The sequence below is a fragment of the Amycolatopsis sp. SID8362 genome (assembly GCF_010550475.1).
Lineage (GTDB): Bacteria > Actinomycetota > Actinomycetes > Mycobacteriales > Pseudonocardiaceae > Amycolatopsis > Amycolatopsis eburnea.
Window position 1 is genome coordinate 1 of sequence record NZ_JAAGNB010001324.1, and the last position, 15,474, is coordinate 15,474.

Consider the following 15,474-nt stretch of genomic DNA (forward strand, 5'->3'; position numbering starts at 1 on the left):
TAAGCCGCGTCGAGCACCGGCAACGCCGCGGCGAAGTCCTGCTCGTCCTTCGGCCGGATCCCCCGGGACTTCACGAACAGCTGCACTTCCGGGGCCAGGTAAGGGATCCCGCCCGTCGTGACGGAACCCAGTTCGGAAACCGGCCGCCGTACCGCGGGGTCGCGGCGGGAGACCCACTCCTCACCCTCGGTCTCGTCGAGCATGATCTGGATCCGCCACGGCGCCGTCGGACCCGGGCGGCACCAGACGTCGTCGACCCCGCGCGGCAGGACCTCGCCGGGGCGCCACGGCCGCAGCGTGCCGGGTGGGTCGGCCGCCCACCACTCCCACGCCGGCAGCGCCGCCTGCACCGCCGCCTGGTCGCGCCTCAGGAACAGGACGTCGACGTCGGCGTGCTCGCGGAACTCCCGCCCCACGGCGAATTCGATCGCGTAGCCGCCCGCGATCCACCACGGCACCGTGACCCGCGAGAACAGCGCCGCCACTTCGGCAGGCGTGGCCGGGTCCCAGGTCACGAGACCGCGATCCCGGTCAGCACCGGGCCGGTGAACGGCGTCGTCGCCACGTCGTGGACGCGCGCCGACCAGACCGCGTGGCCGTGGCCCGACCACAGCGGGGCCACCGGGAGGTCGCGCAGCAGCTGGTTCTCCGCCAGCCGGTACAGCTCGCCCGCCTCCTCCGGGGTCGCCGCGGCGTCGGCCAGCGCCAGGTTCTGGCGGAAGACCTCGTCGGCGTACCCCGACTCCGAGGCCAGCGTCGACAGCAGCTCGTACGGGCTCGCCGTCGCCAGCTTGACGTCCACCGTGGATGGTCCGTCGAGCGGGCCGGTGTTCGGAGACGCTTGCGCCGTCACGGAAACGTCCAGTGCTTTGTGGAGCCCGACCACCAGCGTCCGGGTCCACGCCTCGGCGCCGGGTCCGAAGTAGACGGTCGCACCGCCCGGGAAGGCCGCCTGCTTCAGGAGTGCCTTGCCCGCCGCCGCGTCGAAGCTGCAGGGGCGGCACGTGCCGGTGCGCTCGCCCGGGGCGTCCGCCGGGGGCAGCAGGGCCTTGGCCGGGTCGACCTGGTGCGCGAGCGGGCCCGCTTCCAGTGCCGCGCGGTCCACGCCCAGCGCGAAGCCGTGGCGGACCGTCGCGTCGGAGAACCGCGGGTTCGCCACCGGGAACGCCAGGTAGCCCGCCTGCGGCAGCGCCCACGACGCGTGGCGGTCGGCGGCGAAGTCGGTGTGCATGGCTTCGTGCTGCTCACCGGGCACCTCGGTCGCGAGGTCGAGGGTGCCCGCCTTGACCGCGTCGTACTGGGCGCCCGGCTCGCCGACGCGCAGCTCGATCTCTTCCGCCTTCCCGGCACCGACGCGCTTGAGCGTGCCGCCGGAGCCCGGGTGCCAGCCGCCGTCCAGGCGGTACGGGCCGTTGCCGACCGGCGCCTTGGCGAAGCCGTTCCAGTCATGCGAGGTGAGCACCGACGCCGGCAGCGGCACCAGGCCCGGCGCCGCGAGCAGGGCGGGGACCTGGCCGGACGGGCGGTCGAGCGTCAGCGCGATGGTGTCCGGCGCGGGCGCGGTGATCTCGCGGGCGCGCAGGAGCTTCGTCAGCACCGGCGACGAAACCCAGTGCGCCGCGGCGATCGCCGCCCAGGTGTCCACATAGGACCGGGCGGTCACCGGGGTGCCGTCGTGGAAGGTCGCGGGCCGCAGCTTGACCGTCCAGTGCACCCGGTCGGTGCTTGCGATCGACTCGGCCGCGCGCGGCGTGACCTTGCCGGACGCCGCGTCGTAGTCGGCGAGCGGGGTCCACAGCGCGCCGGTCACCAGCCGGCCCGCCTGGTCGGCGAGGTCGGCGGGCAGCAGCGTCGCGGGCTCCCGGATGCCGACGGACAGCACGCCGGGACGGGCCGCGTCGGAGTCGGAACAGCCCGTGACGGCGAGGGCGAGGACGGCGAGCAGGACGAGCAAGCGCATGCGCCAGTCCTACCAGTCAAGAGCCAACAAAAGACGGTTGTGTCCGGTTGATCTCCGTCGTACCGTTCCCGTGGTCACGCTTCGAGCGTTCTGGGAGGTTTCGCGTGCGCACCTGGTTGCGGTCGTGCTTCGCCGCCGTCACCGTCAGCGCCACGCTGGTCGCGACCGGGCTCCCGGCCGCCGCCTGCGGCGAGGACGACAAACCCGCCACCCCCGCCGCCCGCACGCTGGGCGACCCGGGAGCGATCAAAAACGTCAAGTCCGTCGGCAGCGTCCCCGACGCCGCCGGCGCCATCTCGATCAACTTCCTCGACTACGGCCGCCGCGACGTCATGGTCGTGTCCGGCGAGTTCGGGCTGAAGGTCTACGACCTGACGAAGGACCCGGCCGCGCCGAAGCTGGTCGGCCAGGTCAGCCTGCCGGGCCTGTGGGAGACCGAGGACACCGAGGTCGACCAGGACCGCAAGCTGGTGTTCCTCTCCCGCGACCCGCGCGCGTACGGCGGCACCACGCACACCGGCGAGTCCGGCATCTACGTCGTCGACGTCTCGAAGCCCGAAGCCCCGGCGATCCTCAGCTACGTCAAGGTGCCCGCCGGCCACACCACCAGCTGCGTCGACGGCTGCCGCTACCTGTGGACCGGCGGCCCGGCGAAGGCCGACGACCAGCCCGCCGACTGGGGCGGCCGCCCGATCTGGGTCACCGACATCCGCGACCCGAAGCACCCGAAGGTCAACCCGGAGCCGATCGAGCTGGCCCGCAACGACGGCAAGACCGACTACGTGCACGACGTCCAGGTCGACGACAACGGCGTGGCCTGGGTGTCCGGCCGCGGCGGCGTGCGCGGCTACTGGACCTCCGGGATCCACCGCGACCCGGTCGCCGGGAAGGTCCGCCGCGCCACGGCGCACGAGCCGATCCCGTACGCCGGCGGCGGCATCGCCGAGACGGCGGCGCCGTCGAGGTTCATGCACAACAGCTTCCACCCGGCGGGCCACCGCGTCGGCGACGGCGCCTGGCGCGGCCAGGACCTGATCTACGCGACGGAGGAGAACTTCGTCGACGGCTGCGCGGGCGACGGCGTCCTGACGATCTCGTCGCTGAAGGGTTCGTACAACGGCGAAGGCTGGCGCTCGACGCCTTCCCAGCCGTTCCGCCTCGAGAGCATCGGCACCTGGAGCGTGAACGGCCAGGAGGGCAGCGACCCGGCGTCGGACGACTGCTCCGCGCACTACTTCGACGTCCGCGGCAAGATCCTGGTGCAGTCGTTCTACGCGCAGGGCACGCGGTTCCTCGACGTCAGCGACCCGACGAACCCGCGGCAGATCGCGTACTACCGGCCGGGCGACGCGAGCGCGTGGGCCCCGTACTGGCACGGCAAGTACGTCTACGTCGCGGACAACGCCCGCGGCGTAGACGTCCTGCAGCTGACCTCCTAGGACTTCAGCCAGACAGCGGTGTCGGCCGGCAGTTCGCCGCCGGCCGGCCCGCTGGCCAGCAGGATCTCCCCGGCGGGGAGCGGGATCGGGGAGTCCGAGAAGTTCAGCGCGAACGTGAACTCCGTGCCGATCCGGAACGCCAGCACCCCGTCACCGAGGTCGAGCCACTCCAGCGGGCCAGTGGGGAGGTCCCGCCGCAGGCGCAGGCCTTCCCGGTACAACGACAGCATCGACGCCGGGTCCGCCGCCTCAGCTTCCGCCGTGTAGTCCTGCCAGGCAGCCGGCTGGGGGAGCCACGTGCCGCCCGGGCCGAACCCGAACGGTGCCGAAGCGCCCGACCACGGGATCGGGACGCGGCAGCCGTCGCGGCCGGGGTCGGCGCCGTTCGTGCGCGCCCACACCGGGTCCTGGCGCAGCTCGTCGGGGATGTCCAGGACCTCCCAGAGGCCCAGCTCCTCGCCCTGGTAGACGTACAGCCCGCCGGGCAGGGCCAGCGTCAGCAGTGCCGCCGCCCGGGCCCGCCGGGTGCCCAGCTCGAGGTCCACCGGCAGCTCGTGCAGCCGGTTGGCGAACGAAAAGCCCGTGTCGCCCTCGCGGCCGTAGCGCGTGACGTGCCGGGTGACGTCGTGGTTCGACAGCACCCACGCCGCCGGCGCGCCGACCTCGTCGTGCGCCTTCAGCGTCCGGTCGATGACGTCGCGGAAGCGCTTGCTGTCCCACGGGCAGACCAGGAAGTCGAAGTTGAACGCCGAGTGCAGCTCGTCGCGGCGCAGGTAGCGCGCGGCGCGGGACATGTCCGGCAGCCACATCTCGCCGACCAGCACCCGCTCGCCCGGGTAGCTGTCGACGATCTTGCGCCACGAGCGGTAGATCTCGTGCAGGCCTTCCTGGTCGGAGAACGGCGTCTCGTCGCCCTCTTCGACGTCGGGCAGGCGCGGGTCCTTGACCAGCCCGTCGGCGACGTCGATGCGGAAGCCGTCGACGCCGCGGTCGAACCAGAACCGCAGCACGTCCTCGAACTCCGCGCGGATCTCCGGGTTGTCCCAGTTGAAGTCGGGCTGGCGCGAGCTGTAGAGGTGCAGGTACCACTCGCCGTCTTCGACGCGCGTCCACGCGGAGCCGCCGAAGCGCGACTTCCAGTTGTTCGGCGGTTCGGACCCGTCCGGGCCGCGGCCGGGGCGGAACCAGAACCGTTGCCGCTCCGGCGATCCCGGGCCCGCCGCCAGCGCGGCCCGGAACCACCGGTGCTCGTCGGAGGCGTGGTTGGGCACGATGTCGATGATCACCCGGATGCCGCGGGCGTGCGCCTCGGCGATCAGCTCTTCGGCCTCGCCGAGCGTGCCGAACAACGGCTCGATGTCGCGGAAGTCGGCGACGTCGTAGCCGCCGTCGTCCATCGGCGACGGGTACCACGGCGTGAACCAGATCGCGTCGATCCCCAGGTCGGCCAGGTGGTCCAGCCGGGCGCGGACGCCGGCGAGGTCGCCGATGCCGTCGCCGTTGCCGTCCGCGAAGCTGCGGATGTAGATCTGGTAGATGGCCGCGCTCCGCCACCAGCCGGTCTTGTCGGTCACGAAAGTGCCCCTCCTGAGTCGATTGGGAGTTCAGCCCTTGATGGAGCCGGCGGTCAGCCCGGCGAGGATCTGCCGCTGGAACGCCAGGAACAGCGCCACCATCGGCAGGCTGGCCAGCACCATCCCGGCGACGAGCACGTTGAGCGGCATGTCGATAGCCACCCGTTGCAGCATCACCGAGAGCGTCTGCTTTTCGGTGTCCGGGAACACCAGCAGCGGCCAGATGAAGTCCTTCCACGCGGTGACGACCGCGAGGATCGAGACCACGGCCAGGATCGGCCGCGAGATCGGCAGGATGATCCGCCAGAGCGTGCGCACCGGCCCGGCGCCGTCGATGCGCGCCGCTTCGATGAGCTCGTCGGGGATCTGGTCGAAGAAGCGCTTCAGCAGGTAGATGTTGAACGCGTTCGCCGCCGCGGGCAGCCAGACCGCCGTCGGCGAGTTGATCAGGTTCAGGTGCAGCAGCGGCAGGTCCGTCACCGTGACGTATGTCGGGACGAGCAGCGCCGTGGCCGGCAGCATCAGGGTCGCCAGCATCAGCCCGAGCACGACGTTGCCGAACTTCGGGCGCAGCTTCGACAGCGCGAACGCGGCCGGGACGTCGATGGCCAGCTGCGCCAGCCACGCGCCGCCGGCGACGACGAGCGTGTTGAGGAAGTACTTGCCCAGGCTCAGCTGGCTCCACGCGTCGCCGAAGGTTTCCGGGTGCCACTCGTGCGGGACGAGCGTCGCCGGTGTCGCGGCCAGTTCCTGCGGCGACTTCATCGCGCCTGTGACGGCCCAGTAGAGCGGGAACATGAAGGCGAGGATGAAGATCGCCAGCGTGCAAGCGAAGACCACGCCGTAGACGACTTTGCCGCGTGGGCTGCGCAGCGCGCTGGGCGAAACGAGAGTCCTCATGACTGGTCCGCCTTCCGTGTCAGCCGGACGTACCACGCCGAGAACACGCCCAGCGCCACGAACAGCAGCAGGCTCATCGCGCTCGCCGAGCCGAAGTCGTTGTAGACGAAGGCGTAGCGGTACAGGAGCAGGAGGACCGTGACCGTCGAGTCGTCCGGCCCGCCGCCGGTCATCACGTACGGCTCGGTGAACACCTGCATGGTCGCGACGATCTGCAGCAGCAGGAGCACCAGCAGGACGAACCGCGTCTGCGGGAAAGTCACGTGCCGCAGGCGTTTCCACAGCCCGGCGCCGTCGAGTTCCGCGGCTTCGTAGAGCTCGCCGGGGATCGTGCCGAGCGCGGCCAGGTAGATCAGCGTCGTGCTGCCCATGTTGGCCCACGTCGAGACGAAGACCAGGGACAGCATCGCCGTCGTGCTCGAATCCAGCCACTGGCCGCCGGGCAGGCCGGCCGAGCCGAGCGCGGAGTTGAACAGGCCGGGACCCGGGTCGTAGAACCACTTCCACATCAGCGCCGTGACCACCGGCGGCAGCATCACCGGCAGGTAGACGGCGAGCCGGAAGAACGCCTTCGCGTGCCGGATCTCGTTGAGCAGCACCGCGGTCAGGAACGGGACGGCGAACCCGAAGACCAGCGCCAGCCCGGTGAACAGCAGCGTGTTGCGCCAGGCGACGCCGAACAGCGGGTCCTCGAACAGCTTCGCGAAGTTGTCGAACCCGACCCACGTCGGCGCGTTGACGAAGTCGACCTGCTGGAAGCTCAGCAGCACGCCGCGCACGATCGGGTACCAGGAGAACAGCGCGAAGACCACCAGGGCGGCGCACAGCAGGCCGTACGCGGTGAGGTTTTCCTTGAGCTTGCGGCGGAGTTTCGTGTTTTCTCTCGTGGCAGCCGGGCGCCCGGCCCGCGACGGTTTCGCCGCGGGCCAGGCGAGGAGGCTACTTGACCTGGGCGAGGACACTGTTGACCTTCGACTCGGCGGACGAGAGCTGCTGGTCGATGTTCGCGTTCTGGTCGGTCAGCACGGCCTGCATCACGCTGTCGAGCGCGGCGTAGATCTGCTGCGCGTTCGGCGGCTCGATGCTGCCCTTGATCTTGCTGGTGGTGTCCACGTAGGACTGGAAGTTCCGCGCGGGAACGTTGGCGTACTTGGCCTTCAGCGCCAGCTGCTGCTCGCGGACCGCGCCGGTCCAGACGTCGGGGGTCGGCTCGGCGGGCAGGCCGACCGGCTGCTTGCCGTCGACGTACTGCTGGATGTGCTTCTCGAAGCGGTCCGGGTTCAGGTACTTCCACTGGATCCACTCGAGGCCGGCCTTGATCTTTTCGGGCGACGCCTTCGGGTTCACCATGTAGCCCTCGCCGCCGAGGAGGGTGCCCTCGCCGCCGGGCATGCCCGCGATGCCGTAGTCCTCGTACTTGCCGTTGAACTGCTTGACCAGCACCGGGACGTTGTCCGGGGCGGCCATGTACATGCCGAGCTGGCCGGAGCCCATCATGCGCTGCACGTCGGTGGCTTCGAGGAGCTGCTTGGCGCCCATCGAGTTGTCGGTCCAGCGCATGTCGTGCAGGTACTGGAGGGCCTTCTTGCCCTTGTCGTTGTTGAAGTCGGCGACCCACTTGTCGCCGTCCTTGCGGGCGATGTCGCCGCCCATCGAGTACAGCCAGCCGGTCAGGTGCCAGCCGCCCTGGTTGTTCTTGCTGTAGTCGGCGTACCCGACGACGCCGTTGCCCAGCGCGGAGATCTTCTTCGCGGCTTCGCGGACCTCGTCCCACGTCTGCGGCGGCTTGTTCGGGTCGAGGCCGGCCTTCTGGAACAGCGGCTTGCTGTAGACGAGGCCCATCGTGTAGTTCATCGTCGGCAGGCCGTAGAGCTTGCCGTTCGCGTCCCGGAAGTTGTCGAGCAGTTCCGGCTTGATGTCGTTGACGTGCGGGACGCTCTTCGCGGCTTCCGTGATGTCGGCGGCCTGGTGGCGCGCGATGATCTGCGCGGGGTCGGTGAAGTAGACGTAGTAGACGTCCTCGAGCTGCCCGCCGGCGAGCTTCGCGGAGAAGGTCTTCGGGTCCATGAAGCCTTCGTGCGGGTCGATGTCGATGTTCGGGTGGGCCGCCTCGAACTCCTTGACGTCGGCGTCGAACACGCCGCGTTCGAACGGCTGGCTGGTCGGCGGCTGCCCGGTGACCGTGATCTTCACCTTCCCGCCGCTCTGCGCGGCGTTGTCGCCGTCACCGCAGGCGGCCAGGGTGAGCGCCAGGCCGCCCGCGGTGAGCAGGCACAACATCCGGCGGGACACGGTTCGGGACCAGGGACTGCTCATCTCAAGCCTCTTCTCGGGGTCGCGACGGCTGTCACGTGATTGCGGTCACCATAAAGGCGTGGACCGGATCGACGCAATAATCAGACGAGAAGTTGCAAGTTACGAACAGGCTGCGGGCGGGCACGCCGAAGAGCGCGACAGCTCGGAAGCAGTCGCGCTCTTGGGTGGTGGCGGCGTGGTGTTCGGTGGGTGCGGCGGCGTAGTGAATGACTCATTCATGTCGTCAGACGACATGAATGAGTCATTCACTACCTGTGCCGAACCCGGCGGGAGGCGGCGAGTGGAGGGGTCAGGCGGTGCGGCGGGCCGTCGAGCCGCGGACCACCAGCTCCGGCGCGAACAGCAGCTCCTCCGCCGCCACCTCGCCGCCGTTGATGCGCTTGACCAGCAGCTCCACCACCGCGCGGCCCATGGCCTCGATCGGCTGGCGGGTGGTCGTCAGGGGCGGGTCGGTGCAGTTCATCAGGGCCGAGTCGTCGTAGCCCACCACCGAGATGTCCTCCGGCACCGACAACCCCTGCCGTCGCGCCGCCCGGACCGCGCCCAGCGCCAGCAGGTCGCTCGCGCACAGCACCGCCGTCGCGCCGCGGGGGTACAGGCGCGCCGCCGCCGCGTGGCCGCCCTCGATCGAGAACATGCCGTGCTCGACCAGCTCGTCCAGCACCGGCAACCCCAGCTTCGCCGCGTACGACTGGAACGCCGCCAGCTTGCGCTGCGACGGCACGTGGTCCGACGGCCCCAGCACCAGGCCGATCTTCTCGTGCCCCAGCGAACTCAGGTGCCCGACGACCTGCTCGACGGCCACGGCGTCGTCGCACGACACCTGCGGCAGGCCGAGGTGCTCGACCGCCGCGTTGATCAGCACCGTCGGGAGCCGCCGCTCGACGAGGTGGTGGTAGTGCGAGTGGACGGCGTCCGCCTGCGCGTACAGCCCGCCGGCGAACACCACGCCGGACACCTGCTGCTGCAGGAGCAGCTCGACGTACTCCGCCTCGGACACCCCGCCCGCGGTCCGCGTGCAGAGCACCGGCGTGAACCCCTGCTGGGCGAGCGCGTTGCCCATGATCTCGGCCAGCGCCGGGAAGATCGGGTTCTGCAGCTCGGGCAGCACCAGCCCGACCAGCCGGGCGCGCTCGCCGCGCAGCTGGGTGGGCCGCTCGTACCCCATCACGTCCAGCGCGGTGAGCACGGCGGCGCGGGTGCTGGCGGACACCCCGGACCGCCCGTTGAGCACCCGGCTGACCGTGGCTTCGCTGACCCCGACCTGGCGGGCGACTTCGGCAAGACGACGCGTCATAGGTGAAACTTTACAGCAACCGGGCGCAAAAGTATGACAAGCCCGTACCGGTGTCACCCACCGGTACGGGCTCGCCCGGGCTACGCGGCCGCCACTTCGAACTCGGACACCTGACCCGCGGGCCAGCCGGTGTTGCCGGTGAACGTCAGCCGCACGAAACGCTGGGACGTCGCCGTGAAAGACGCCGACGCCGTGTTGCCGGAAGCCGGGTCGAACGCGTAGCCGCGCGAGCCCACCAGCGTCGTGTACGTCGCGCCGTCCGTGCTGCCCGAGATCGTCACCGTCTGCGTCCGCGCGCCCCACGCCGACGACGGCGGCAGGCGCAGCGTCACCTTGTTGATCGACGCCGCCGCGCCCAGGTCCACCGTCAGCGTCTGCGGGAACGCGTTGTTCGCGCTCTCCCAGTACGAGCCGGCGTCCCCGTCCACCGCGTTCGACGGCGGAAAGCCACCGACGGACGCCGACGCGCTGATCGCCTTCCCGCGGGCGAGGTTCGTGCCCGACTGAGGCGGCTGAGGCGGGCCCGAGTTCGGCGCGGGCCACGTCGAGCAGTCGCCCCAGGTCCCGGTCCAGCCGCTGTTGCCCGACCCGCTGAACGTCATCCGGGGGATCGACGCCGGGTACGGGCAGTTGTACGTCCCGGTCACGCCGACGCCGGACGCCGTCAGGTTGCTGATCGCCACCGACCCCTGCGTCTGCGACTGCGCCACGAACGTGCCTGCGCCCTGCACCGAGACGCCGTCGAGCGTGATGCCCTGGATCTGCTTGCCGGCGCCGTTGCCGTCGATGAACTGGATCGCTTCGTACGGGCTCTGGATCGCCGTGAACCCGGTGACGCGGACGGTCACGCCGGTGATCGCCTGGTCGCGCGCGTCGAACCACAGCGCGCCGACGCCGAACTGCCAGTTCGGGTCGAGCGCCCCGGCCCGTAGCGCGGTGTTGTCCGCCAGCGTGACCGTGCCGCCCAGGGGCACCGAGTTGAACCGGTTCGCGACCAGGTAGCCGCCGCCGAGTGCGTTGGTGTCCTGGACGAGGTTGCCGCTCACCGTGTTGTTCGACCCGCCGTAGAGCGCGATGCCGTTGGCCAGGTTCGGCTGCACGACCGTGTTGTTCACCAGCGAGTTGCCCGAATCGGCCTGGCCGTTGGACCACAGCGCGAGGCCGTCGTCGCCGTTGTTGCGCAGGTAGTTGTTCCGCAACGTCGAATTCGTGACGGCGCCGTCGAAGTTCACGCCGTCGGCCTGGGTGTCGAGGATGCGGTTGTTCTCGATCGTCAGGTTCGACGACGCGCCGTTCATCAGCCACAGCCCGCACTTGGTGTCCTGGATCCACAGGCCGGACACGACCGAGCCGTTCCCCAGGACGCCGTGGAACGCGTTGTCCGGGCTGCCGTCGTTGCGCTCGGTGACGTCGCCGAAGACCGCGAAGTCGTACAGCTTGATGTTCCCGGACGCGCTGCCGTTGTTGAAGATGTTGTTGCCGTGCAACACGGTGTACCAGGGCCCGGCGCCGCGCACCGTCGTCTGGTCGATCTGCAGCGCCGAGCCGATCTCGAAGCGGCCGGCCGGAACCCAGACTTCGCGACCTTGCGAACGGGCCGCCGAAAGCGCGTTGCGGAACGCCTGCGTGTCGTCCGAGGAGTCGTTCGCCGTGGCGCCGTAGTCCGTGACAGAAAGGGCGTTCGCCGGCTGCGAGCCCGCGCCGCCGACCTGCTCGAAGTCCGCGAGGTCGATGGTGGCCTGCCCGACGTCACCGGAACCGGCCTGCACCCGGACCTTCGCGCCCGCCGCCAGGTTCTGCCCGAACAGCAGGCGCGCGTCGTCGAAGAAGTGGTGCGTCTTCGAGCCCGTGATGAAGCCGGTGTCCACATAGGTGTAACGCGACGTCACGGGCAGCGCGAGCGTGGATCCGTTGACGGACACCGAAAGCCGGCCGGACGAGCCGTCGGGCAGGTTGTAGTGGACGTTGATCGAGTTCGCCGCGACGGGCAGCGTGAACTCGACGTACTGGCCGGTCGTGATCTTCACGGCCTGCCGCCCGGACGCTTCCGAGGCGATGCTGCCCTGGGTGTGATCGGGACCGACCGCCGAGCCGTTCGTCGCCGAGCACTCGGCTTCGACGGTCCGGAACGGCGCGCTCGCGCCGCCGGACGCCGTCGTGGGGCAGGTCGCGGCCGCGGCGGGAGCGCCACCGGCCAGCACGGTCAGGCCGGACGCGGCGAGCGCGGCGGCGAGCAATGCCGGAATGCGGGACATCGTCAGCACCTCTCAGGACGAATAGGCTTCGAGTTCGGACAGTTGCCCGGCGGGCCAGCCGGTGTTGCCGGTGAAGGTCAGGCGCAGGGTGCGCGCGGAGGTCGCCGGGAAGCTGACGGTCGCGGTGTTCGCCGACGCCGGGTCGAACGCGTAGGTCGCGGCGGCCTTGACGCCGTCCACGGAGATCGTCTGCGTCCGCGCGCCCCACGAGGAAGGCAGCTTCAGCACGAGCCGCGAAACGCTGACTGTGGCACCGAAGTCGACGGTCAGCGACTGCGGGAACGCGTTGTTCGTGCTCTCCCAATAGGAGTTCGCGTTGCCGTCGACCGCGTTGGCCGGCGGGAAGCCACCCTGCGAACCGGACGCGCTGACGCTCTTGCGCAGCGCGAGGTTCCCGGTCGGGGTCGTGGTGGTCGGCGGCGGCGTGGTGGTCGTGCCGCCGTTGTCCGAGCCGTACACGGGCGACGGCCACGAGCCGCAGAACGTCGTCGTCCAGCCGGAGTTGCCGCCCTGGTCGGCCAGGCCCGCCAGCGCGTCCGGGCCCAGGCAGTTGTAGACACCCGCGCGCCCGATCCCGGTCGCGACGACGTTCTTCACCGAACCCGCCGGCTTCGACTGCAGCTGCCAGGCGAACGTGCCGGCGCCGGTGATCCGGACGCCGTCGAAGTGCACGTCCGTGGTGGTGCCGTCGATGAACTGGATGGCCTCGTAGTTGTTGTCCTGCAGGTCGAGGTCGGTGACGTCGACGCGGCCCGTGATGGCCGAGTCGCGGCCGTCGAACCACAGCGCGCCGACGCCGAACTGCCAGTTCGAGTCGAGCACGCCGGTGCGGATCGCGGTGTTGCGGGCGACCGTCGTGGTGCCCGAGAGCGGCACCGCGCTGAACCGGTTGGCGATGTGGATCCCGCCGCCCTGGTCCTGGTTGTCGGCCACGACGTTGTCGGACACGGTGTTGTCGTGCCCGCCGTAGATCGCGATGTTGTTGGCGAGGATCGGCAGCAGCACCGTGTTGAAGGAGAACGTGTTGTGGTGGTCGGCGTCGTGCTCGGACCACATCGCCAGGCCGTCGTCACCGGTGTTGCGCAGGAAGTTGTTCGTCACCACGGCATTGCTGATGCCCTGGTGCAGGTTCAGCCCGTCGGCGGTCTGGTCGAGGATCCGGTTGCCGGACACGGTGAGCCCGTCGAACGGCCCGTCGAGCCACAGCCCGACCTTCGTGTGCTGCAGCCACAGGTTCTGCACGACCGAGCCGCCACCGAGCGCGCCGCCGATGGCGTTCGACTGGTCGCAGTCGACGCGGGCGTCGACCTGGCCGATGATCGCGAAGTCGTAGAGCTTCACCGCGCTGCTCGTGCCCGGCACGGCCGGATTGCCCGGGTACGTCGGCGTCCCGCAGCTGGCCGGTTCGCCCTTGCCGAAGATCCCGGCGCGCGGGCCGGTGAGCACCGAGTACCACGGCCCGGCGCCGCGGATCGTCACCTGGTCGACGGTGATGTGGTGGCCGAGGGTGAAGGTGCCCGCCGGGATCCAGACCTCCTTGCCCTGGCTCTTCGCGGCCGCCACGGCGGAGTCGAACGCGCCCGCGTCGTCGCTCGTGTCGCCCGCGGTGGCGCCGTAGTCGGTGACGGACACCGAGTTGGCCGGCCGCGTGGCCGCGGCGCCGACCTGCTCGAAGTCGGCGAGGTCGATCGTCGCCGGGACGTCGCCGGCGTCGACCTGCAGCTTGATCTTGGTGCCGGCCGGGTACGACGTGCCGAGCAGCGCGCGTGTTTCGTCGTAGAAGTGGTGCGCGTGCCCGTCGCCCGGGTTGTTGGTGAACGGGTACGAGCCGTAGTACCAGGCCCACTTCGACGTCAGCGCGATGTCCCGGTCGTGCGTCCCGCCGACGTACAGCGAGATCGTGCCGGTCACCGAATCCGGGACGCTGTAGCGGAAGTCGATCGAGTTCGCCGGTGCGGTGAGCGTGAACTCGACGTACTGGCCCTGGCCGGAGAGCGTCACGGCTTTCCGGCCGGACGCTTCGCCGGCGAGGGTGCCCGCGGCGCGGTTGGGGCCGATGACCGAGCCGTTGGTGGCGGCGGTTTCGGCTTCCTGTTCCAGGAAGGGGACGGTGGCGCCGCGACCGGCCGCGAGCGCCGTGCTTTCCGCCGGTGCGGCGGCGATCGTGAGTCCGGCGGCGGCGACCGCCGCGGCTAATGCTCCATAACGGGTTTTGGGCGCGCTGAAGACAGAGCTGAGGGACATGGGCGGCACTGGCCTTTCCGCAGCAGGTGGGGACCTCTGTGACGGGGATCATACGAATCCTGGACAAGAATCCGCAATAGATGAACGAACTTACGCAAGTTTGCGACAGATCCTGACGACTGCGCCGGATGCCCGACGTTCGCTTCCACCCCGCGGAGCAACCCCGCCGACAACCGGGCGCGCTGATAGTTTCTGGGCATGAGCCAGCGACGCGCCGACGGCAGCGCAGGGGACGCGGACTACGCCGCGATCGGCGGCGTGTACACGGATTACCGCAAGCCGGACCCGCGCATCGGCCGGTACCTCCTCGACGCGCTGGGCGACGCGCGGACCGTGCTCAACGTCGGCGCGGGCGCCGGGGCGTACGAGCCGGAAGACCGGGAAGTGACCGCGGTCGAGCCGTCGGCGTCGATGCGCGCGCAGCGGCCGCCGGGCCTGCCGCCCGCGGTGGACGCCGTCGCCGAGAAGCTGCCGTTCCCGGACCGCGCGTTCGAGGGCGCGATGAGCACGTTCAGCGTGCACCAGTGGAACAACCTCTGGGCCGGGCTGAAGGAAGTGCGCCGCGTGACCCGCGGCCCGGTCGCGATCCTCACCTGCGACCCGGCGCTGCTGCGCCGGTTCTGGCTGCTCGACTACGCGCCCGAGGTGATCGAGACCGAGGCCCGGCGCTACCCGTCGGTCGACGACATCGCCGACGGCCTGGGCGGGCACACGTCGGTCATCGGCGTGCCGATCCCCAGCGACTGCACCGACGGCTTCAACGAGGCCTACTACGCGCGGCCCGAACGGCTCCTGGACCCGGGCGCGCGGCTGTCGTGCTCGGCGTGGAGCTTCGTCGACGACCGTGTGCACCACCGCTTCGCCGCGGAGCTGCAGCACGACCTCGACGACGGCACGTGGGACCGCCGCTACGGGAAGCTGCGCGAGCAGCCGTCGTTCGACGGCTCGCTGGTGCTCGTCGTCTCGGACCCGACCGCGTGACGCCGCCGCCGTTCGACCCGGAGCTGGCGCCGGTCGTCGAAGAGCTCCGGGCCCTGCGCCCGCCGCTGGCGTCCGCGGCCGACATCCCGGCCCGCCGCGAGCTGAACGCCGCGGAGCACAAGACGGTCGAGGAGCTGGCCGCCGCGTACCCGGCGTACCGCGTCTCGGAGGAGCACGCGGGGGACGTCCCGCTGCTGGTGCTGGCGCCGGAGTCGAGCGCGGGCGTCCTCTACTACGTCCACGGCGGCGGCACGATCGTCGGCAGCCACCTCGGCGCGGACGTGCCGAACCTGCTGGACTGGGCGGGCGAGGCGAACCTGACCGTCGTCTCGCCGGGCTACCGGCTGGCGCCGGAGCACCCGTACCCGGCGCCGGTCGAGGACTGCTACACCGGTCTGCGCTGGACTGCCGAAAACGTCCCGGGCCGGCTGCTGATCGGCGGCATCAGCGCGGGCGGCGGCCTCGCGGCGGCCACGGCGCTGCTGGCCCGCGACCGCGGCGGGCCGTC

The 15,474-nt window shown here is 70.6% G+C and carries 12 protein-coding genes; 3 read left to right on the forward strand and 9 right to left on the reverse strand.

Annotation, left to right across the window (positions count from 1 at the left end):
* Positions 1 to 515, reverse strand: a 515-nt coding sequence (locus tag G3I65_RS40835; RefSeq protein WP_160700827.1) for a nucleotidyltransferase domain-containing protein, incomplete at its 3' end; no start/stop codon positions are given.
* Positions 512 to 1,960 carry an ABC transporter substrate-binding protein gene (locus G3I65_RS40840; protein ID WP_160700828.1) on the reverse strand — a complete coding sequence of 483 codons (1,449 nt, stop codon included), beginning with the start codon at positions 1,958 to 1,960 and terminating at the stop codon, positions 512 to 514. The genes G3I65_RS40840 and G3I65_RS40835, both read right to left, overlap by 4 nt.
* A 104-nt stretch (positions 1,961 to 2,064) precedes the next feature.
* Between G3I65_RS40840 and G3I65_RS40845 the strand changes: the two genes are divergently transcribed.
* On the forward strand, positions 2,065 to 3,399 hold the full coding sequence (locus G3I65_RS40845) for an LVIVD repeat-containing protein (RefSeq protein ID WP_160700829.1): 1,335 nt from the start codon (positions 2,065 to 2,067) through the stop codon (positions 3,397 to 3,399).
* Here the strand turns inward: G3I65_RS40845 and G3I65_RS40850 are convergent.
* From G3I65_RS40850 to G3I65_RS40880, 7 genes are all read right to left on the reverse strand, one after another.
* The gene (locus G3I65_RS40850) at positions 3,396 to 4,973 is read right to left on the reverse strand and encodes a glycoside hydrolase family 13 protein (RefSeq protein WP_160700830.1); all 1,578 of its coding nucleotides are present in this window, start codon (positions 4,971 to 4,973) and stop codon (positions 3,396 to 3,398) included. The genes G3I65_RS40845 and G3I65_RS40850 overlap by 4 nt on opposite strands.
* A 30-nt stretch (positions 4,974 to 5,003) precedes the next feature.
* On the reverse strand, positions 5,004 to 5,873 hold the full coding sequence (locus G3I65_RS40855; RefSeq protein WP_160700831.1) for a carbohydrate ABC transporter permease: 870 nt from the start codon (positions 5,871 to 5,873) through the stop codon (positions 5,004 to 5,006).
* Positions 5,870 to 6,835, reverse strand: coding sequence for a carbohydrate ABC transporter permease (locus G3I65_RS40860; protein WP_160700832.1), 966 nt, complete (start codon positions 6,833 to 6,835; stop codon positions 5,870 to 5,872). The genes G3I65_RS40855 and G3I65_RS40860 overlap by 4 nt, the downstream gene beginning before the upstream one ends.
* A complete protein-coding gene (locus G3I65_RS40865) occupies positions 6,813 to 8,189 on the reverse strand; it encodes an ABC transporter substrate-binding protein (RefSeq protein WP_160700833.1) in 1,377 nt (458 codons plus the stop codon). The genes G3I65_RS40860 and G3I65_RS40865 overlap by 23 nt, the downstream gene beginning before the upstream one ends.
* Before the next feature lie 289 nt (positions 8,190 to 8,478).
* Entirely contained in the window at positions 8,479 to 9,486 is a 1,008-nt protein-coding gene (locus G3I65_RS40870) for a LacI family DNA-binding transcriptional regulator (RefSeq protein ID WP_086680988.1), read from the reverse strand.
* Between the two features lie 80 nt (positions 9,487 to 9,566).
* Positions 9,567 to 11,741: a discoidin domain-containing protein gene (locus G3I65_RS40875; protein ID WP_203612650.1), complete on the reverse strand. Its 2,175-nt coding sequence runs from the start codon at positions 11,739 to 11,741 to the stop codon at positions 9,567 to 9,569.
* Between the two features lie 12 nt (positions 11,742 to 11,753).
* Positions 11,754 to 13,985, reverse strand: a complete 2,232-nt coding sequence (locus tag G3I65_RS40880; protein WP_160700834.1) for a discoidin domain-containing protein — start codon at positions 13,983 to 13,985, stop codon at positions 11,754 to 11,756.
* A 198-nt stretch (positions 13,986 to 14,183) separates the two neighbouring features.
* Between G3I65_RS40880 and G3I65_RS40885 the strand changes: the two genes are divergently transcribed.
* Together G3I65_RS40885 and G3I65_RS40890 are read left to right on the forward strand one after the other, a co-directional pair.
* Positions 14,184 to 14,966, forward strand: coding sequence for a class I SAM-dependent methyltransferase (locus G3I65_RS40885; protein ID WP_160700835.1), 783 nt, complete (start codon positions 14,184 to 14,186; stop codon positions 14,964 to 14,966).
* Positions 14,963 to 15,474: alpha/beta hydrolase fold domain-containing protein (locus G3I65_RS40890; protein WP_160700836.1), on the forward strand; the 512-nt coding region annotated here is incomplete at its 3' end. The genes G3I65_RS40885 and G3I65_RS40890, both read left to right, overlap by 4 nt.

Bases quoted from the DNA above. Each gene is read 5' to 3' on its own strand.
- G3I65_RS40840 (WP_160700828.1), bottom strand. From the start codon at position 1,960: ATGCGCTTGCTCGTCCTGCTCGCCGTCCTCGCCCTCGCCGTCACGGGC.
- G3I65_RS40855 (WP_160700831.1), bottom strand. From the start codon at position 5,873: ATGAGGACTCTCGTTTCGCCCAGCGCGCTGCGCAGCCCACGCGGCAAA.
- G3I65_RS40865 (WP_160700833.1), bottom strand. From the start codon at position 8,189: ATGAGCAGTCCCTGGTCCCGAACCGTGTCCCGCCGGATGTTGTGCCTG.
- G3I65_RS40870 (WP_086680988.1), bottom strand. From the start codon at position 9,486: ATGACGCGTCGTCTTGCCGAAGTCGCCCGCCAGGTCGGGGTCAGCGAA.
- G3I65_RS40875 (WP_203612650.1), bottom strand. From the start codon at position 11,741: ATGTCCCGCATTCCGGCATTGCTCGCCGCCGCGCTCGCCGCGTCCGGC.
- G3I65_RS40880 (WP_160700834.1), bottom strand. From the start codon at position 13,985: ATGTCCCTCAGCTCTGTCTTCAGCGCGCCCAAAACCCGTTATGGAGCA.
- G3I65_RS40885 (WP_160700835.1), top strand. From the start codon at position 14,184: ATGAGCCAGCGACGCGCCGACGGCAGCGCAGGGGACGCGGACTACGCC.